The following is a 19,789-nucleotide window of genomic DNA, read 5'->3' on the forward strand; positions in this document are numbered from 1 at the left end:
CAGGGATTATATAGGAAGTATTTTTAACATTGGCAGTATTAAACTTTTCTGTTAATTTCCGTTCAAGGCACAAGCAGTTCGCGAGCGTGCAGTGCAGGACACTGAATTGCTTCCTTGAGTCCTTAATTTTGCCTAAATAGACTTTATGGGCAGGGCTTGGTTAATTTCCCCTTTTTTCATATGAGTTTTTAATAATTTACACAAAAATGAAAAAAGCCTTTTTATAAGGCTTTTTTAAAGAATATAAATTAGTAAAAACATGCTGCTCCAACGATAATTAACAGGATGAATAATACTACGATTAAAACGAATGGATTGCCTCCGCAAAAGCCACCTCCGTAGCCAAATCCAGGGGAACAACAACCACCAAATCCACCATAGCCTCCAAAACCACCGTAACCATCCATAATACATCCTCCTTTCAAAAGGGAATAGGTTATTTCTTAAACAAAACCACCAACAAATGAAGCTCCTATAATAATAAGAAGGATAAACAAAACAACGAGTAAGGCAAAGCCACCACCAGCGCCTCCGAAACCAACACCATCCATATACACAACCTCCTTTCAGCTGATACCTATAAAATATGTAAAATACTAAAAAGGGGGTGGGCACTATTTGCAATTAAGACCATTCTCCTAAGGTGCCTCCCTGTCCATACTTAAGTGGAAAGTATTAATATATACAAAAAAAGCCCTACTCGAGGCTTTTGGTGATTGAGACTGTCTTTGACAGGTCTATGTGCTAAGCAATACTATGGCTTTTCGGCTACACTCTAGACTATGCATCAGTTAAACTTGAGTACCCAATCGGTTAAGTTTTATTTGGAAGAATTTTTTAGAACAGATCAAAAATTAATTCGATAAAAAATCAGCCCTTGTCCATTCCATCTCATTATCTTGTACATATATTATGATTACACCAAAACTAAACATAAATATTACCTTCTCGGATATAAAGAACGTTTGCCTCCTTCAAGCAAACGTTTCTTTGCATTTATAGGCAAGTTGTTTATTTTACATTATCAAAATAATGTTTGTCCAAGAATTCTTGTCCTATGAAATAAGATACATAGTGAGGGTTTTATTTCGAACATTTTAACAGGTAATGATAAGTATGTGCGAATTTGACTACGGAGGCGGTTCCGGCGGTGGCAGTCCCTATTTCATATCTACTCCCAAGCCTTTATCATAAAATTTCACCCACCTATATAGGTGACCCATTATATAGCAGCATGATTCATAATTATTCCATATAAGGAAAAGATAAATATAAACATACTTATTAAGATTTACCTTCCTTAACTCCTTTTTAAATCTATACACCGCGAATGGTGGACCTTAAGATTACTCTTTTTGAAGCGATCAACCTTAATGATTATAAGCTTCAATGGCATAAAATCCTAATATGATATCTTAGATGAATAAAAAGCAAAAAACTGATTGACATAAGAACCGGAGGAAGGGTTAATGGAACAAATAGTGCCTGAAAAAGCAAAAATATCGCCTTTTTTAGTTTTTTTTCTGATCCATAAGATGCAAGTTGGCGTAGGGGTTCTTGGCTTCCAGCGCATTATCGCATTAACTGCAGGATACGATGCATGGATTTCCGTTATCATTTCCGGTTTAAGCATCCATATCATTCTATGGATGATGTACAAAATCGCCGAAACAGCAGATGGCGATATAATGAAAGCTCATACCGTCATATTTGGAAATAAAATGGGCAAACTCATATCCCTTCCATTTGTTATCTATTATCTTGTTAGCGCTGTCACTGTTCTAAGTAATTTTATAAGAGTCATTCAAGTGTGGATGTTTCCGGATCTTAGTACATTATGGTATTCTCTAGCTTTTTGTTGCTTAGCTACTTATATCGTTTTTGGAGGGATTAGAACCATAGCAGGTGTGGCGTTTTTTGGATTTGTTCTTCCCGCTTATTTAGTTTTCACTTTTTTATTTACGATACCTTATGCGGATTTCAGGAACCTCCTTCCAATTTTTGACCACTCAATAAAAGATCTGGTTAAAGCATCCTATCATATGTCCTTTACCAATTCTGGCTATTTGATACTTTTGTTTATTTATCCATTTATCAAAGAACCGAAAAAATCAAAAAAATGGGCTCATCTGGCTGTTCTTATTGCTATGATTGCCTATACATTTCTTGCGATTTTAACCTTTGCTTATTATTCTGAAGGACAGTTGCAAAAAAACATATGGCCAACCTTAACGATGTGGAAAATAGTAGAGATGCCTTTCGTTGAGAGATTCGAATTCATTGGTATTGCCACTTGGACTATTGTCCTTCTTCCTAATTTTTGTATTTCCTTTTGGTGTAGCAGCCGTATTATAAAAAAGGTGACCAACCTGAAGCAAAAATATGGGGTTCTGTTGATATTTATGCTTGTAGTAATTATCATTTATTTTTTAAAGACAGGGCAACAAATTTATACTTTAACTAGCTATATAGGGAAAATAGGATTTATTATAGATTATGGATACATTCCTTTACTCTTTTTTCTACTATTGATTGTGAAGAGAGTAAAGAAAAAATATAGAACATCATGATACCTATTTTCATATGGGAAAATTTAAAAAATTTCCACACCATTTTACGTCACTCTTGAAAAAGGTTAACTTTTAGTGAAAACCTTCACAATATTGAACAAATAAAAATCCCCCGCCTTTCTTTTTTACATTCCTTCCTTCTCTAATCTGCTTCGGTAGCTCAATAAAAAAACGGGATAGCTGCAGCTATCCCATCTCTAACATAAGCCCCCTTTAGCGACAGAAGCTAAAATCAAATACTCAGTATTGGTGCTGCCAGGGTAACGAAATTTCTTATCGTTTATTTATTTATTTATTTATACGACTTTCTTCACGCGTCTATCAGCGCAAATCGATGGCGTATAATACCTTGTCATATCGCATAGTACCAACAGCCACAAAACGCGGTAAACGCCCGTATTCCGTGAATCCCAGAGATCTGTACAACTTGGCAGCACGCTCGTTGTCACCACGGAAATCTAGGGTTAACACCTCAATTCCAGTACTGACCCCTTCCGAAATTAACTGACTTACAAGCTTTCGCCCTAAACCACGACCTTGATACCACGGATCGACCGCTACTTTTTCGATGTCGGCATTTGGGCGATGAGTCGGGCGATTATAGCGCCTCCAGTATCCGAGTCCTGCAAGGTCTGGTCCGACCCAAACTGAAAGTAGGCACGCATCGCCGCGCTCACTTGCGACGGACAACTCCCGAAGCAGGGAGACCACCTCGTCCGTTGAGGGTGGGTCGACCCATCCGATTGCCGCACCGTTTAAAACGAGCTTCTGTAATATCTGCGCTGCCCTCTCGATAAATGTAAAGTTTTGAATATCCCCAACATCAATTGCACGTAATACAATAGACTCTTTCACGCTACTCCCCTCCATCATACTTTTATGATTAAGCAGATTGAACCATTAGTGCTCGCATGGGAGCACTGATTTTTCTCATTCCTGCCTGGTAGTGGAATAAGAAAAGAGTTGCCGCATCAACCCTTTATTAAACTCTTGCACCCGTTAGTGAAATTAGGCTTAAACTTCTTCCTGATATATCTCCGATCTTATTTGCTTTAAATTTAAAGGTATTTTAAACTCCTGAAGATTTTCTATATGATTAAAAAAAGTATCTAAATCGTCACAATCCATTTACCATTCTGCTACCTCTAACGTTCTTAACACTTTGGTAGGTTTAAAATAAAATAAACAGTGAAGTTGTTCCATATGGTCGTACTCGTCATCTTCAAAGATAGAAAACTGACGTACAAAAGCAAAATGAAATAGTTCCTCTCCAGTAAAATCATAAATACCACATTCAAATAGAATTTGCTTATCTTCTTCCCCTTCTACGGGTTCTTTACAAAATCCCTTGAATACATCCCAAACTTTTTTAATATCATCAGTGTCGTCACCAATCTTATCTTTAAGGTGACTCTCAGCTTTTCTAACTATTTCCAACACCTCCGATATTATTATGTAAGTAACCCTTCTTAAAGTAAACTACCACTATAGTACAATAAGAAAACGGGACCGCTGCTGCCATCCCATCTTTAACATAAGCACCTTTTAGTTTAAGTACAATATTTCACATTGTTGCTTTTGGAATAATAAAAAGGGGTAGACTTCTCTTTAATTTAACAAAGAAATTTAAAAAACTTCTAGAATTACCCTATAATAAAGCAAATGTTGTTCGAAATCTTTTTTATAAGGTTAGGATGGGAAATTTATGTAATAAAATTGGATTGAATAACAAGGAGATAGCAATGCGATTTAAAACAGTGTCTAATGAAGAGTTAATTGATATTTATTTAAGAGCTTACGAACAAAAATTAAATGCTTCTTTTTTAAAAATGTTGTTAGATGAAATTGTGGAAAGAGACATATATGACTTATTACTTGAGACTAGTTTACAATCCTAGTCTTATTTTTTTAGCTTTTTGAGTCGATTACGATATAATGGTGTAATTTCTCACCTTCCATTAACCTCCGTTAGTGGGACAAGAAAAAAGAGCCGTTGCACCAAGATGAATTTAACTAAGGAATATTTCGATTCCGTGAAAATAGAGGAAAACTCGTCAACTCCCAAGTGTGATTGACGGGGTTTTTTGTGTTTATCATATCTTCTATCAAATGTTTCAAGTCAAGAGTACTCGGGTAGACATTCTATAGACTTCGGTGTAATTTTTTTACTGCGTTAGTACATTATGGGAGGCATGGTAGTATGAGCATGGAAAAAAGAATCGTTGGAGCATTTTATTCAGAGCAAGAAGTCTTGTATGCGATTGAAGGTTTGAAACGTCAGGGGCATCGGGAAACAGATATGATGGTTGTGGCAAAATATCGAAGTGACATACCATCAATCACTTCTCAAACTGGTGTTTTGGTGGAAGCGGATATACCAGTGGGTACCTTAGCTGGTGTCATGGTGGAAAGCTTTTTTTCCTTGATGACGGTAGGAATGGGGGGAGGCCCGTCAAACGCCATGTCCAGCAGGCTTATTGAGAGGGGACTACCAGTATTTACGGCAAAACAGTGTGAAAAGGAAATAAATAATGGAAAAATCATTTTGCTGGTTGATACGTATGAAACTTACAATAGTCCTATTTATGAGGATCAAATTGAGACCGAAAAAACAACAGCTGTCCAACTTCGTGAAGAAAAGCTTGATATTATAAAAGAGCGTGTCCAAGTCGGGGAATTACAGCTCCAAAAAGAAATAGTTGAAGAACAGCGAACTGTTTATGTACCACTTTTACGTGAAGAAGTATATATAGAGCGCCGTCCTGTCACTGATGGAAAGTATGATGGCAGCGCATTTACAGAGGATGAAATCATTCGTATTCCTATAACGGAAGAACGAATAGAAGTAACGAAAAGACCTGTAGTGGTTGAAGAAGTGATTGTAGGCAAACGAAAACTTCAAGAAACAAAGCAAGTACAGGATATTATTAGAAAAGAAGAAGCTCGAATTGTGGAACGTTCTGTCCCATCGGTTACGGAAGAAGTGACTTTGCTGAAGGCTGATATTGGGCAAGAAGAAGTTATAAAGGAAAGCCCAAATATTTTAATAGTGGAAGGAAATCCCGACATTGAAAGCATAATGAAAGAGGAGAAAAAGGAAGAAACCCGTGAAAAACGCACAGGCTCCCTAGTTGTTAAAGGAGAGAAAAACAAACCAGAAGTATCTTCAAATAATAAGATGGAAGCGAACGGAATGCAAACAGGTTCTACTGTTATAAATGAAAGTGAAAGTGAAGTACCGATTACAGTAGTTAATGTGAAAGAAGAAATCCACAGTAACGAAAATTCTTCGAAAGAGGAAAATAAAAATCAAATAAAGAATAAGAAAAAATGATCATTGTCAGTGATTAAAATTGGATAGTCAAACTGTAAAAAAAGCTGATTTCAAAAGACTAAATTGTCCCCTTTTGAAGTCAGCTTTTTTCTGTTGAATTATAAAAAAACTGAAAGATTACCTACATGAATGACAAATGAATTTCCTTATTGACCAGAATTTCCATTGTCACTTTGAGAACCATCGTTTGTGAGAACCATCATCGGTTTGCTGGGTGTTTGGGTCTTCCGTTTTTTCTTAAAATATCAGAAAGTGCACTTTTTACTTCTGTAAATTGAAAGGAGTAATTGTGGTAAAGTGCTTTTTGTGGGATTACTTTCTGCCCTTTTAATACCACCTGACTCATTTCACCAAGTGCTATTTTTAATGCAACCCCTGGCACACGGAGCCAATGTGGGCGGTGAAGCACGTCTCCAATGGACTGTCCGAATGATGACATGCGTATTGGATTAGGCGAGGTCACATTCATCGGTCCTTCTACTTCAGGCTTGATCATGGCAAAGTAAAGCATCTCAACTACATCTTGAATGTGCACCCAGGAAATCCATTGCTTCCCACTTCCGATTGTCCCCCCAATTCCTAATTTATATGGTAGCACCATTCGTGGTAAGGCACCCTCTTGACCCAGAATTATACCGAAACGAGCGAAGACCGTACGAACACCTAATTCTTTCGCCGTTTCCCCTTCCTTCTCCCAACGCTTTACAACTTTTGCCAAAAAATCATTTGCATAACTTTTGGTGGTCTCATTAAACGTTTTGAAGTCTGACATACCGTAGTAACTTATACCTGAAGCGTTAACAAGAACTTTTGGCTTCGGATTAAGATGTCTCAATATTCGAATTACTTCTTTGGTAGCTGTGAGACGGCTATTCAAAATAGCCTCCTTTTTACTTTGGTTCCACCGCCCGCTACCGATTGGTTCCCCGGCTAAATTGACCATTGCATCGACACCCTTAAGTTCGTTTTCAGGTTGACTTTCTGCAGAAAGCCACTCAACATAATTTACGAACTCACTTGTTCTTTTATTATCAGAAAGACGTGTTAATATAGTTACTCGATGGCCTTTTTGAATCAACAGGTGAGTCAAGGCTTGACCCACAAACCCACTTCCTCCAGTTATAACAACATGCAATTCCATCCCACCCTGCAACTACTTTTTTTATAATTGACTAACTTGTCGTTGATTGAGGAACAGTCACCATTTAATTTAAATCCAATCCTGTTTATGGGCTTTTTCTGCTTTCCTAATGGATTATTCTCAACTTACCTTTTTTGTACGAAGTTGTTAATGCAGATAGAAACTCGATTGCTGCATTACTTGGACCTTCTCTTGGTACTACTAATGCCGTTCACGTAATATTTTAAGTAATGAAAAAGTGATTCCCGCAACATCTAAAAACATAGGAAACGAAATTAATGAAATGATTCCTTCCTATAGTGTGTCACTAGTGGAAAACCAAAAGCTTTTCCAAGACTTTCATACCCAACCCGAACATTGAAGGCTTAGACAAAATTCATTTTAAAATGAGAATCGATAGGGACGAGCAAAAATAACAGGTTTTCTAGCAAAGGTTCCGCACCTTTCCAATGAAATACTGACCAAGTAAAAGTAATCAGAGGCCAATTAGTGAATAAAATAACGGCCTAAGAGATTGCCCACAAGAAAAATCGGGATCATGAACAGGCTGACGGGGAGACTTGCGAAAATTAAATGCCAGTTTATCAGGCCACATTCGAACAAATTGTAATATGTAATAAGACAGTATGGGATGAGGAGGAATAGCGCCGTTATGATGCCAGGTGTGTAACCCTTGAAAAAGATGGACTGAACAATATGCATGATCACCTGCAGAATAAATAAATTGAGAATTGCTATATATAAAAGAAAACCCCCTCCGTTAAATGAGAAATGGGCGGTCATCACTGTTGTGAATGAGATAATCAGTAAAATCCATGTAGCCGAAACAGCAAGCTGGGCAGCGGTCGAACCTAGTTTTTCCCTCATTTTTAATGTTAGCTTGACGAAGGAAGCCTTTTGAAAACTGTTTTTTTTTGCATTCATGGAAGATTCAATGGTTATGATCTCTTCTAAGTCATGGAAAATGAAAATGACGGGAAACAACCAAATTAATGTTTTAATATCCAAAAATTGGTGGAGCGCCCCTAGCATCTTTTGTCTGCCCCCTTTAATTGGTAAGATTTCGTTTTTCTCCAAGACTGCCGTCTGTTGTGGCTTGTTCATTTTATGAGACAGGATATAAAAGTATGCCAAAGGTCACTCAAGAGAAATTTTAAATACACAAATCCTTAATTAAAATCCTTGTGTGACAAATCCGTTAGGAGCTGCCCGCCAGCTAATTTTTGATAATGTGCCAGGGAGATCAATGGAAAAACATATTCATAACAATGATAATTGAGATAAAAGGATCCTGCCATTCCCCTTCCTTTTGGGTAGGTCGTCGTCCAATCTTTTTCCCTCTTATCCACTAAAAAAGCTGCACCGTTTTCAATTTCAGGCGTAACTCCAGTTGCGGCCGAGATGAGTGTGTCAAGGGCCCAAGCGGTATGAGTGCGGGTACTTTCCCCCAACGGCACATAACAATTTTTGATATCACTTTTACAGGATTCTCCCCACCCCCCGTCGGGATTCTGAATTTTCCGCAACCAAGTTAGAGCCTTTTGAATAGCTGGATGGTTCGTGGAAACTCCAACTGCAACCATTCCCGTTACAGCCGCCCATGTGCCATAAATATACACGCCCCATCGCCCCACCCAGGAACCATCTGAATTTTGATGCCGCAACAACCAACGAATCGCACGTTTCACCATGGGATGGTGATGATCCAAATGGGTATAGTTTCCGAAGAACTCTAAAGTCCTTCCCGTTAAATCAACTGTTGACGGATCAATCAATAAATCTTTTCCACCCTCTATCGGTAACAAATTCAACACTTTTTTGTCCACATTCTTTTCGAATGCCGCCCAACCTCCGTCATTGTTTTGCATGGAAATGAGCCAGTTTACTCCACGATCCCATGCCTGCCGGTAATCCACTTGCTCTGTGGCTAAAGTACGTATCGCCCTCAGTGCAACTGTTGTGTCGTCAATATCTGGGTGAATCGTGTTCATGTCTGCAAACCCCCAACCACCCGGTAACAGGTTTGGTTCATGAATGACCCAATCCCCGTATTTGAGATGCTGACGGGAGAGAATGTAATCATTTGCCTTTTGTACAGTGTTAGATGAATAAGGAACTCCGGATTCTTGTAGAGCATAATTGATTAAGGTCGTATTCCAGACCGATGCCGTTGTATACTGGCAGTGAAGTTCTCCGTCAATCCGGCAGGTCATCGCTTTTAATCCTTGTACGGCACGAGTAATCACCGGATGTGTATTCGGATACCCCCTCGCCAGTAAGGCAAAAATCATGAGGGATGTAGTGCTGAAATAATTTAAATAGGTGCCGTCCGGTTCGATTCGGTCCAGCATATATTTTTCGGCACGATATAATGCCAATTCGCGAAGATTTACATGGGATTTCAGACCCTTAATCCCCTGTTTAATCCATTTAATCACCGAGCGGGCCTCTTCTGCTTGATCCTCTGTAAAAAAACGAACAGCTTTTTTTTGAAACAAATCGGAGAGATTGGGCGATCGAGGAGTTCTCTTGCGGAAATTCGTATTGGCGAGAATCAAAAAAGGGATAATGTTCGCTCTTCCGTACACGGAGAGGTCAAAAAAGTTGATGGGAAAAGAATCTGGTAAAAGCATCACTTCAATATTAATGGGGAAGTGCGGCCACGCACATTGTCCTGTTATGGCCAACATGATTTTCAAAAACAAATGGACTTCAGTTGCCCCTCCATTGGCCATAATAAACTGTCTGGCCGCCTGGATTTCCGGGTCTTTTCGATTGCGGTAGCCAGAATAAAGAAGGGCATAATAAGCTTCCACAGTGGATGTCAGATTTCCTTTTTCCTCGTCATGAAACAGCTTCCATGATCCGTCTTCCTGTTGTTTTCCGGCGATCCGTTTCACCAATTCTTTTATGAATTCCTCATCATTTATCTCCAATGTCCGTAATAAGATTATCATACTGCAGTCCATTGCGATCCCGGTCTCGAAAGGATAATGCCAGGCCCCGTCCTCTGATTGGTCCTGGACTAACTGATTAGCGATTCTGTTCATTTCCTGATATACCCGATGCCTCATATGCCCCATCCTCTCCCCCTATATTCATCTTTGTATTCATATTCCGAGAGCAATATGTATATTCATTCCATTGATGGGGATGACTGATGCAATCAAAATGAACGTTGAAAAAGGATGATCCGTTTTTGCTGGACTCTTTCTCAGATGTAAAAAAGGAATTAAAAATTAGTTGAAAAAGAAATCTTCCGGCCTCTTCCCTGTTTATCAAGAAATGATAAACAATGTATTCACCATATAGGCAATGTCTACTCAACCTATCATCCTGTATAGTCAGTTACTTTAATCCATTATAGAAGCAGTTGTTCGGATAAAAACTCCACGTTTTGATCGTAACGTGGAGTTTTGTGTTTCAGAAGATTATATATAATACATCGGTTCTTCTTAATGGCCTAGGAATTTCAGATGTCGCCATCCCATATTTTTTAAATCGCTTTTGCGAGATGGTAGATTTTTTTAAGCCATTTCTGCCGGGACTCATAGGTAGAATGTTTAACGGACGTCAGCCGGGTTCTTTTGATATTTTTAATGCCGCAGAACTTTAAAATGTAATTTCGGACTACAATCCATTCTACATTTTTTCTAAACAATCGAATAAAGAAAGCGGGAGAATCGATGGTGTAAATAACCCATGCTGATTTTTTCTTCAATAAGCCTTTCGGAAATTTTCCGTGGTGTTTATACGCAAATCCAGAAACAAAGACGCGATCAAAAAATCCTTTTAAAATGGCTGGTACACCATACCACCAAATCGGGTAAATGAAAATTAACTGATTAGCCTGCTCAATTTTATTTCGATATTTTTCAGTATATGGATCATGGATTAAATCCCTTGGTTTGTGCTGCTCATCAATAACTAAAACAGGATCAAATTTCTCCGCGTATAAGTCAATTAATTCAAATTTTCGTTTGGCTTCCTTTAACCCTTTCATGACGTTCTCTAAAATCGCATGATTAAGGCTATCCTTGTTTGAGTGGGCATATATAATTAAAATTGTCATATGGATCCCTCCATTTTTCTTGTTCCACGGTTCATGCAGCAAGCGAACTTTTAGCAGCTCTGCGCCCTAATTATGAGGGACTTAATCGAAAATGGATTTCAAACAGCTGCTGTTTATGATGCCACTGCCACTATAAATGAAAAAGACTTTCAAGCAGCATTTACAAATTATCAGGCATTTAGCAGTGCTACGTGGTCCACTCAACAGGCGATTTGTCACTTATATTACTGTTCAGTAACTCATCCGAAGAAATTTTATATTATCCGTAAAAAAATATAGGGGGCCAATATGGCTCCACAATCATAGAATTCCGATAGAGCTAAGTAGAACTATTGCCAAAAAATTAAGGTAAAAGCTGGTTAAACTTGTCACGTTTTAAAGCCTGTGGGAGCGGTCGCATCAATAAGGATCCATGTTTAAAAACTATAATCTTGCTGCCACCTGGGTTAATATCTTCAATATATAATTTTACGCCTGGCTCTACAGTAACAAAGTATCCCATGAAAATTCCTCCATAATTAATATGGTTTCAACAATAAGATATTCATTTTTGTAAAAATAGGTGAGTACCCATCCCAGTTGTGGGTTGAAAAGTATAAAAGGATAAGGCTTTTTAAACTATCCTGCCCCCATAATATACCTTCTTCCGCTAACCTGCCCCGTTAGGACAAAAAGAAAAGCTGTCAAAATGACAGCTCAGATCTTCAACTCTTGCCCCCAATTGTTTAAGTACAAAATTTTACAAACATTATTTTAGAGTTTGCCTATCTATTCTAAAATGTTTTTCCGTCTGCAAAAAGTGATTTTATAAGTAAGATGATTCTTCTCTTATATTTGGGAGTAATGGAAATCAATGTATATTATTTTCTATTAATAAAACAATATAAATTGGAACTCGCCATTAGTTCTTCATCAACTCATAGGAGGAAATTGCTTGGATCATTTAATTATTGCACGGTCTTTATTTGGTACCACAATGGCATTTCATATCATTTTCGCCACAATTGGTGTTGGTTTGCCAATGATGATCTTGACCGCAGAATTGCTTTATCAAAGAACGAACAATAAGGATTATTCCATTATGGCCAAAAGATGGACAAAGGCATTTGCGATTATATTAGGGGTTAGTATTCCCACCGGAACCATTGCCGGGGTGCAGCTCTCCTTATTGTGGCCTGGTTTTATGAAAGTGATTGGTACCGTTATGGCATTGCCTTTCCAAATTGAAATTTATGCCTTTTTTTTAGAGGCTTTATTTATGTCTATATATGTTTATGCAGCAGACAGAATTGCACCATGGATGAGAAATGTAAGTCTTTTTTTCGTTGCATTGGGCGGTTTGGCATCTGCTGTTTTAATCACAAATGTACACGCTTTCGAGGGAACCCCGGCCGGATTTGACATTAAAAATGGCAAAATTGTAAACGTTGATCCATGGGCAGCATTTTTCAATCCCAGCTTTGGCATTAACGCATTACATGTCGGTGTATCTGCTTATATTGTTGGAGGATTTATTGTCGCGATGGTAGCAGCCTTTAAGATGCTGAAAAGTGAATACGGATCGAGAGTCTATCAGTTCCACCAAAAGGCGCTCATGGTCGGACTTATTGTAGGCGGGCTATTCTCCTTATTCACCGCTTTAAGCGGACATGAAGCCGCCCAGTCCCTTTATAAGTATCAGCCGGAAAAGTTAGCGGGAGCCGAAGGGTTGTTTAAGACCCAATCATATGCACCTCTAACAATTGGCGGATATACGGATGCTAAAACGGAATCGGTAAAATGGGGAATTGAAGTACCATGGGGGCTTAGCTTTCTGGCTGGAAATCGTTTTGATACGGTTGTGAAAGGCCTGAATGATTTTCCGCAAAAATACTGGCCGCCCTTATTCATCCATACCCTCTTTAATGCCATGGTGGGTATTGGTATGTTATTGCTTTTAATGGGTGTGATCGGATTTATTTGGAACAAAATATTAAAAAAGGAACGCTTTCCAAATTGGCTGTTGTGGATCTATGTTGCCAGTGGTCCACTTTCCATTTTGGGCATTGAGTTTGGCTGGATTTTTGCTTGTACCGGAAGACAGCCCTGGACGATTTATCATAAACTTTCTACAGCTGACTCCGTAACAACGGCCGGAAATCTTGGTATTCTATTTATTTTGTTTGTTGTTATCTATATGGTGTTAGCCATCTCTGCTGTCTTAGTTCTTTTATATTATTTTAAAAAGAATACGGTCCTTGAAGATATCAATCGTACAGATCCAAAAAATGTTTCACTTTCAGGTTCCAATTCTTTAGGAGGAAAATAGATGGATGTTTACCTCGCGATATCGATATTATGGGGTTTTGTCTTTATTTATTCCATTATGGCTACCATGGACTTTGGTGCCGGATTTTGGTCGATGATCTACATTAATAGAACAAAAACAAGAGCGACGAATATAGCAAATCGCTATCTTTCCCCTACATGGGAAGTCACCAATACCTTTATCGTAGCCTTAGTGGTCGCTATTTACAGCCTTTTTCCTAAAGCCGCCTATTCACTTGGCACCATTTTGTTGATTCCCGGAAGCATCATTCTGCTTCTATTGACAGTCAGAAGTGCTTTCCTGGTTTTTTCCCATATTGCCGAAGAGTATAAAAAGCCACTCACTTATATTTCCGGATTATGTGGAATTTTTATCCCGGGCTTGCTTATTAGTGTGCTTCCCATCACCCATGGGAATTTTGTAGATTTTTCAAATGGCGGCCAGCAGCTAAATCTGGTCAGACTATTTTCAAGCATGAATGCATATGCCTTTATGGCATTTGCGATTTCCAGCACGCTCTTTCTCTCATCACTGTTATTGGCGGATTACTCCAAGGCTTCGAATGAAAAAGAAGCCTATGACACCTATCGCCGGGATGCTCTAATCATGGGACCCGTGTCTCTAATAACAGCCTTTTTAATAATGCTTACATTAAAAAATGAAAGCGGCTGGATTTATGATAAAATGATGCAAAATTTGCCCGTTTTGATTTTATCCTTATTCCTTTTTCTTGTTGGAGGTCTTGGTTTAATCCTTCCTTCCCTTAAACCTGGATATAGAGGGATGCCGCGTCTCTCTGTTATTGCCGTTACACTTCAATATATGACAGCAAGCTATGTTTACGGTCGTGCCCATTTGCCCTACATAGTCTATCCAGACATAACCATTCATTCAGCTTTTACAGACCCGAATTCTTTTCGAGCAGTTTTCATAACCTACATTGTCGGATTCGCCATTTTGTTTCCAGGCTTTGTTTACTTTTGGAGCTTGTTTATGAATGATAAAAGGTATCAGAGGATTAAAAGACCCAAAGCGGATATAAAATAAAGAATTGAAAATTAATCCTTGGCAATAAGAAAGCGGAAAAGAGGAAACATGGGAGTTATGATACAAGAATTTATTGAATGTTTCATTAATGAATTAACTTAAGTAGATAGCTTCATTAAAAAGCCCGAAAGGATTTAATTCCATTCGGGCTGGCCCTTAAAATGTGTCCTTGTTGAACGAATGCACCGTTAGCTTAAGTACATTTCTTCACAATCTTGTTCATAGTAAGCAATTTTTCTAATGTTTAAACCTCAATTATTCTCTAACTCATTATTTAAGTCCCTCAATAATATATCTATCTCAACCATTACTGAATCTTCATTTGTTGGGAAAATGGATGGTTTAACTCTATCTTTCTTCATTCCAACAAGCATTCGTCAATAAATTCATATAAGTCAATCGGTTCAGCTTTGAATTTATTCCATTCATTAACAGCACAGTATTCTGCAAATTCTTTTTTAGGAAAGAAAGGAATCAACATATTTCCAGCGTCATCCTGTGCTGTTGCCCAGCCATCATCATATAAACCTCAGACCTCTTCATAATCAGCGACCTTTTTAATAAAATACTCATATCTTATATTGGGTGGTTGTTTAATGACCGACTCAAATTCTTTTTGGTTCATATTGTTTTCCTCCAGGCACTCCATTTAACAACGTATTTAAAATATTCTCCAATAGTGATTAAAATACCTTCTTGCAATAACCTGCCAGTTAGCTAAACAAGACACCTGTGAAGTTCACCCTTCAATCATTGCAGAATCGTCATACCCAGATGAAACATATAATATTTTTTACCCATTAAGAACCACATCACATAGATAAAAAAGATGATTTAATACTTCATTTACGTCATCTTGAGAAAAATCCAGCTCGGATAAATGATGTGTTCTTCTATATTCCTGGAATATTGTACTTTCATTTTTATTTTTTAATGATACTAATACCCCAGAAGCCCATCTCGATAATTCTTCTACTTCTTCTGTAAAAAGGTATCTCATTTCTTCTTGTTCAAATTGTGTAAATTTATCAAGATGTATGTTTAAATCGAATTGATATTGAGTCAAAAATTTTAAGATAACTTCTGTGATTACAATATATATAAACGATGAATCTTGATTTGTATTTTTAACTAAACCAAAACGTAATTCAGACCCGAAATGATTCATTTTTGTCCCCCATTTGAGTATTTAACTCCATTATAATTTAATCACTTCTTCCACTAAACTGCCAGTTAGCACAAAAAGAAAAGCCACCTGATTTGGCAGCTGAAACTTGAAGTAGGCAAAATGAACTTTTATTATTGCTCAGGGTTTCTCATCAACAGGTCTTCGTTTATGTTTTTCATTAATGATTTTCTTGTTAAATATCCTTACTTCACCAACCATTAACAACCTCATATCTTCTACAATGTACTTAGCTAGCTCTTCGTCAGAAATGTCATCTCCATCAATATCAAGACGAAAGTCTTGCCCTTGAATTCCACCGCCATTCGTAAACTCGATTTCAAAGTCGAACACAACTCTTTTATCCATTTCGAATCCACCTTAACCTTAGTTTTAGAGTGTTATATATATTATGGTTTTAAAAAATAAATACCTTCTTCCACTCTTCAACAAACATGCCCCGTTAGCACAAGAAGAAAGCCGCCAAAAATGGCAGCTGGATCATCGTCAACTCTTGTCCACTTTTATTAAAAAGTTAGTTCATCAATTCGAGTTAATTCCTTGTGAACCAAACGATGACTAGCATTAAGGTCTCCTGTTGCAGTTTTTCCAAAAACTCCAATTAAGACATCATCGCGATCATTGCTAGGACTTATTTGAATTTGGACCTCAAATTCAAATTTGTTAGCGATCCGAGTTGAAGTAAAGAAACGTGAGGAAAGAGGGGGAATTGTTAACGTTCCTGTGTCTAACAGTGTTTTGGTTCCGTCTAATCCAAATATTTCAATTTTAGCAGTAATTGTGGTATGTTCATGGTTATTCAAAACTTTAGTGATCACGCTAGTAGATTGTGTGGCAGGAGCAGCTGCATTTTCAAGTGGTCCAGTAGAGTATACTAATGCCATGGTTTCACACCCTTTCAAATAAAATTTAATTACAATATATTAAATGCAAAAGGGTATCTATTTGATAGGGACAAGTTATTTAGTTAACCCACACATTTTTTCATAATTAAATTAATTGTTAAGTTTCTTTTCTAACTTTAATTAATAAAGGGCATACATTGTTTTTTATTTTTTACTTTTAGGCTCTGTTAAATTTAAATGTTGATTTTTATTTAATAATTAGGGGAACCTTCATTTGTCGAGGTTCCCCATTCTTGTTCAACTAACGCACTATTAGCTTAAGTGAAATTATTCGCAACCATGCTTATTAGAATTATACCTTGGCTGTTTAGCCACTCCAAGGGCTTGATGACTCCAAAGTATTTTCTCAACAATCTCAGCTTGACTGTCTTTGCAATCCACAATAAGAATGACATCTACCCTTATGCTTTTTTGGAAAACTTTCTTTCCTGCTAATAATATTTCAATCAAGAAGCCTAATAGAGCACCTACTACCATTCCAATGAGTGCCTATATAATTGGGGACCCTACGCCCAAACAAATCCGTAAATGGCTCCAAGCACCATACAAACCATTCCCAAAGCATTAGCATAAAACCTGTAAAGTATTTGCAGAGCATAATGTGTCCTGCACCTGGGAACGCCAAAGACCAAAATACTGTAACCCATGGATTTCGAAGATGAATTTGATTTAGAACATATGATGACACATGAACACATGGGCGACGGACTTTTCTTGAAAATGTGTTTGACATTAATTAGTTTAACTCCATAATTCTTTTTGGTTGGTTTTTCTAATTTTCCCCAGTGTATGCAACCTGGTTAATTAGTCCAGCTTTTTCAACTATTCTGCCCCGTTAGCACAATAAGAAAATGAGCTGCCGCCGTAACTCATTATGATCTTGAACTCTTGCACCCGTTAGCTGAATAAGGAAAAATTCCGTTTATACAACTATCCTTGCTCTGTCCCTACCGCTGATTTTCACTTCTTTCCCCTGTATATCCAGGATTTTTAGACTGTATATGTCTAATGGCTCTCAGGTCAGTATCCTGGGCATAATACAGGTTATATACATTTGAAAGGGGGATAGTATGAGGCTAAGAAATGGAGATTTTTATACAAATGTTTTTACCAAATGGAATAAAATAAATAACTAAGAGCAAGGTTAGTCCTCCACATACATTGAGATTACATCAATGCCTTGCTTCTTTTTTATAGCTACAAGACTAATGCCCAAGAATTACTTGCTATTTCCCATAGAATAAAGTGTCATATATTAATTGCCAACCAGTTATGAATTTTAAAGGCATCAAAAGTGCCTTTTTTTTGCGACACCTATTTGCTTTCAGATTCCATATTCAAGGATTGTACTCAACTAAGAAAAAAACATCCATAAATATTATTGGGTAGTTTTTTCTCATTTCAAATGAGAAAATGCTACTTTCCAGCCACTCTAATTTAAACGAATTAGGAGATTCCCTAATTGTATGCTACACTTAGTTTACCATTTGATTTACTGTTTTCATGTTCCCCACTCATTCGTGAGTGGGGTTTTTGTTTTTTAAGAAAAATAAAAAACAGACTCTCTATAAGAGCCTGTTTAAAGGATTCTATAATTAAGCTTTGTGTACGTTAGCTGCTTGAGGTCCACGTTGACCTTTTTCAAGGTCAAAAGTCACTTCTTGACCTTCTTCTAATGTTTTGTACCCTTCGCCTTGAATCGCTGAGAAATGAACGAATACATCTTCTCCACCTTCACGTTCGATGAATCCGAAGCCTTTTTCGCCATTAAACCATTTTACTTTACCTTTTTCCATGTTTGTTGCCTCCTAGTGTGTAAACACACACAATGTAATACTATCCTTGCTCTCAGTGATCATCAAGACGAAAAGTTCAAACTCATACAAATCCTTTACACCGAACAAAAATAATTCTTTTTAATCATAGCATTTTTTGTAAGATATTGCAAGAAGACAAAAAATCCATCACAAAAACTGTTTTGAGCTTGCTATTTCTTATATATTATCATTGCAGAATATTTTGTATCTGGATAAACCCCATACTCTGTATGGGTGCTTACAGCAAGAGGAACAGAATTGTATTTAACATCTATAAGCTTTCCTTCCTCTAATGAGCCAACAAACTCATTAACTACTCGAATAAGTTCTTCGAAGTCTGTACTTTGAAAACCTTTTACCTCATACATTTATTCTCTCTCCTTTCATGGAGCATTTCTACAATATATATTCCTATGAGCACTAATATTTAAAACATAAGAAAAAACCTCTTTTAAAACAAAAGGGTTGTCTTTAAGTGACCCCACATTAATTCAAAAGTTGTATGACCGCACCATTTGATAAAATTTTTAAATAAAATTAGCATTTTTTTACATATCTAATAAAAATGGAATTAAAAGGAAAAAACCATACTTTCTAATGATGTTAGAAATTAAGAGGATATGGATAATTATGATTTGAGTGGTTAAGATATTTTTTACAATGACCGCGTGAAAGTTAAACTTTGAAATAAATTACTTATCCTACCTTGTTGCTTAATAAATCTATTGCCTGATTTTCAGTGATACCTCTAATTAAACCAAGTTCACTAATAAACATCTTTTGTGCACTTTCCAGCATCTGCTTTTCACTTGAATTAAGTGATTTATTTTTGTTTATCCGCATTAAATCCCGTACAACTTCAGCTCCTTCTTGGATATCACCTGTTCTAAGTTTTGCCGTATTAATCTTGTATCTTTCTTTCATTGTAAGGGTTGTATCGGTTAGACCATGATGGAAAATGTTCAACACGTTTTCAAGAGTACTCATATCGGTAACTAAGCGAATCCGTGATTTGTGTACTGTTGCAATAGGAATCATAACTTGCATTTTATTCATTAGCATATTTATTATATAATACTGAAGTTTCTCACCTTGAATTTCCTTTATTTCTATTGCTTCAATAACTCCTGCTCCCTGCATAGGATAAACAATATAATCACCAACTTGAAACAACTAACCACCTCCAAATATAAAACATCTTTAGTATACCACATAAAACCTAAATAACAAAATTTTTATTTTACCATTTGTTATTAGTTAATGTCAACAAAATTATTTCCTGAGTCGTGTGTAAAAAACAATGGGATCGCTGCCCATTGTTTTTTTATAGTGAGAAAACAGGTAAATTGTTAAACTGCATCCTTCGCACAATAAAAAAAGGCCACCTTTAGTGATAGCCTTTGCTTAAA

20 protein-coding genes and 1 pseudogene are annotated in these 19,789 nt (G+C 37.1%); 5 read left to right on the top strand and 16 right to left on the bottom strand.

The genetic code is table 11. The annotated features are described in order from the left end of the window. Positions 1-248: 248 nt before the first annotated feature. Both ACFQZ9_RS02280 and ACFQZ9_RS02285 read right to left on the bottom strand, forming a co-directional pair. Positions 249-407: a YjcZ family sporulation protein gene (locus tag ACFQZ9_RS02280; protein ID WP_198313802.1), complete on the bottom strand. Its 159-nt coding sequence runs from the start codon at positions 405-407 to the stop codon at positions 249-251. Between the two features lie 36 nt (positions 408-443). Next, complete coding sequence (locus tag ACFQZ9_RS02285; RefSeq protein ID WP_133340128.1) at positions 444-551, bottom strand: YjcZ family sporulation protein; 108 nt, start codon at positions 549-551, stop codon at positions 444-446. 918 nt (positions 552-1,469) lie between these two features. Between ACFQZ9_RS02285 and ACFQZ9_RS02290 the strand changes: the two genes are divergently transcribed. Next, positions 1,470-2,570, top strand: coding sequence for a GerAB/ArcD/ProY family transporter (locus ACFQZ9_RS02290; RefSeq protein WP_498942138.1), 1,101 nt, complete (start codon positions 1,470-1,472; stop codon positions 2,568-2,570). 321 nt (positions 2,571-2,891) lie between these two features. Here the strand turns inward: ACFQZ9_RS02290 and ACFQZ9_RS02295 are convergent, their stop codons facing one another. Next, positions 2,892-3,425 (bottom strand): GNAT family N-acetyltransferase, encoded by a 534-nt coding sequence (locus tag ACFQZ9_RS02295; protein ID WP_498942139.1) that lies wholly within the window; start codon positions 3,423-3,425, stop codon positions 2,892-2,894. A 273-nt stretch (positions 3,426-3,698) separates the two neighbouring features. Next, entirely contained in the window at positions 3,699-4,007 is a 309-nt protein-coding gene (locus tag ACFQZ9_RS02300; protein WP_498942140.1) for a hypothetical protein, read from the bottom strand. A gap of 305 nt (positions 4,008-4,312) precedes the next feature. Here ACFQZ9_RS02300 and sda point away from each other — a divergent pair, with 305 nt between their 5' ends. Together sda and ACFQZ9_RS02310 are read left to right on the top strand one after the other, a co-directional pair. Continuing rightward, positions 4,313-4,468, top strand: coding sequence for a sporulation histidine kinase inhibitor Sda (gene sda / locus ACFQZ9_RS02305; protein ID WP_198313799.1), 156 nt, complete (start codon positions 4,313-4,315; stop codon positions 4,466-4,468). Positions 4,469-4,770: 302 nt separating this feature from the next. Beyond that, complete coding sequence (locus ACFQZ9_RS02310; RefSeq protein WP_498942141.1) at positions 4,771-5,904, top strand: YsnF/AvaK domain-containing protein; 1,134 nt, start codon at positions 4,771-4,773, stop codon at positions 5,902-5,904. Positions 5,905-6,103: 199 nt separating this feature from the next. Here ACFQZ9_RS02310 and ACFQZ9_RS02315 read toward each other — a convergent pair whose 3' ends face one another. The 5 genes and pseudogenes from ACFQZ9_RS02315 to ACFQZ9_RS02335 all read right to left on the bottom strand — a co-directional run. Then, positions 6,104-7,039, bottom strand: coding sequence for a TIGR01777 family oxidoreductase (locus ACFQZ9_RS02315; RefSeq protein ID WP_498942142.1), 936 nt, complete (start codon positions 7,037-7,039; stop codon positions 6,104-6,106). A gap of 492 nt (positions 7,040-7,531) precedes the next feature. Further along, positions 7,532-8,179 (bottom strand): HXXEE domain-containing protein, encoded by a 648-nt coding sequence (locus ACFQZ9_RS02320; RefSeq protein WP_498942143.1) that lies wholly within the window; start codon positions 8,177-8,179, stop codon positions 7,532-7,534. Positions 8,180-8,214: 35 nt separating this feature from the next. Beyond that, entirely contained in the window at positions 8,215-10,119 is a 1,905-nt protein-coding gene (gene shc, locus ACFQZ9_RS02325; RefSeq protein ID WP_498942144.1) for a terpene cyclase/mutase family protein, read from the bottom strand. A gap of 422 nt (positions 10,120-10,541) precedes the next feature. Further along, on the bottom strand, positions 10,542-11,117 hold the full coding sequence (locus ACFQZ9_RS02330; protein WP_498942145.1) for an NAD(P)H-dependent oxidoreductase: 576 nt from the start codon (positions 11,115-11,117) through the stop codon (positions 10,542-10,544). 409 nt (positions 11,118-11,526) lie between these two features. Next, positions 11,527-11,619 (bottom strand): annotated as a pseudogene (locus tag ACFQZ9_RS02335) (alpha/beta fold hydrolase); the annotation flags it as partial. A gap of 432 nt (positions 11,620-12,051) precedes the next feature. Here ACFQZ9_RS02335 and ACFQZ9_RS02340 point away from each other — a divergent pair. Then, positions 12,052-13,425, top strand: a complete 1,374-nt coding sequence (locus tag ACFQZ9_RS02340) for a cytochrome ubiquinol oxidase subunit I (protein ID WP_498942146.1) — start codon at positions 12,052-12,054, stop codon at positions 13,423-13,425. Next, entirely contained in the window at positions 13,426-14,472 is a 1,047-nt protein-coding gene (locus tag ACFQZ9_RS02345; protein WP_498942147.1) for a cytochrome d ubiquinol oxidase subunit II, read from the top strand. 358 nt (positions 14,473-14,830) lie between these two features. On the opposite strand, the gene ACFQZ9_RS02350 is transcribed toward ACFQZ9_RS02345, so the two are convergent. From ACFQZ9_RS02350 to ACFQZ9_RS02380, 7 genes are all read right to left on the bottom strand, one after another. Continuing rightward, positions 14,831-14,953 carry a DUF2750 domain-containing protein gene (locus tag ACFQZ9_RS02350; RefSeq protein WP_498942148.1) on the bottom strand — a complete coding sequence of 41 codons (123 nt, stop codon included), beginning with the start codon at positions 14,951-14,953 and terminating at the stop codon, positions 14,831-14,833. Positions 14,954-15,265: 312 nt separating this feature from the next. Beyond that, positions 15,266-15,640: a hypothetical protein gene (locus ACFQZ9_RS02355; protein ID WP_498942149.1), complete on the bottom strand. Its 375-nt coding sequence runs from the start codon at positions 15,638-15,640 to the stop codon at positions 15,266-15,268. A 138-nt stretch (positions 15,641-15,778) separates the two neighbouring features. Further along, positions 15,779-16,006: a cyclase gene (locus ACFQZ9_RS02360; protein WP_498942150.1), complete on the bottom strand. Its 228-nt coding sequence runs from the start codon at positions 16,004-16,006 to the stop codon at positions 15,779-15,781. A gap of 158 nt (positions 16,007-16,164) precedes the next feature. Then, positions 16,165-16,542, bottom strand: coding sequence for a hypothetical protein (locus ACFQZ9_RS02365; protein WP_498942151.1), 378 nt, complete (start codon positions 16,540-16,542; stop codon positions 16,165-16,167). A gap of 1,616 nt (positions 16,543-18,158) precedes the next feature. After that, a complete protein-coding gene (locus ACFQZ9_RS02370) occupies positions 18,159-18,359 on the bottom strand; it encodes a cold-shock protein (RefSeq protein WP_198313891.1) in 201 nt (66 codons plus the stop codon). Positions 18,360-18,550: 191 nt separating this feature from the next. Beyond that, entirely contained in the window at positions 18,551-18,748 is a 198-nt protein-coding gene (locus ACFQZ9_RS02375; RefSeq protein ID WP_498942152.1) for a sporulation protein Cse60, read from the bottom strand. A 328-nt stretch (positions 18,749-19,076) separates the two neighbouring features. Next, positions 19,077-19,553, bottom strand: coding sequence for a CarD family transcriptional regulator (locus tag ACFQZ9_RS02380; protein WP_498942153.1), 477 nt, complete (start codon positions 19,551-19,553; stop codon positions 19,077-19,079). Positions 19,554-19,789 lie beyond the last annotated feature (236 nt).

Source organism: Neobacillus sp. GCM10027624, assembly GCF_042675345.1.
GTDB lineage: Bacteria > Bacillota > Bacilli > Bacillales > Cytobacillaceae > Neobacillus > Neobacillus cucumis_D.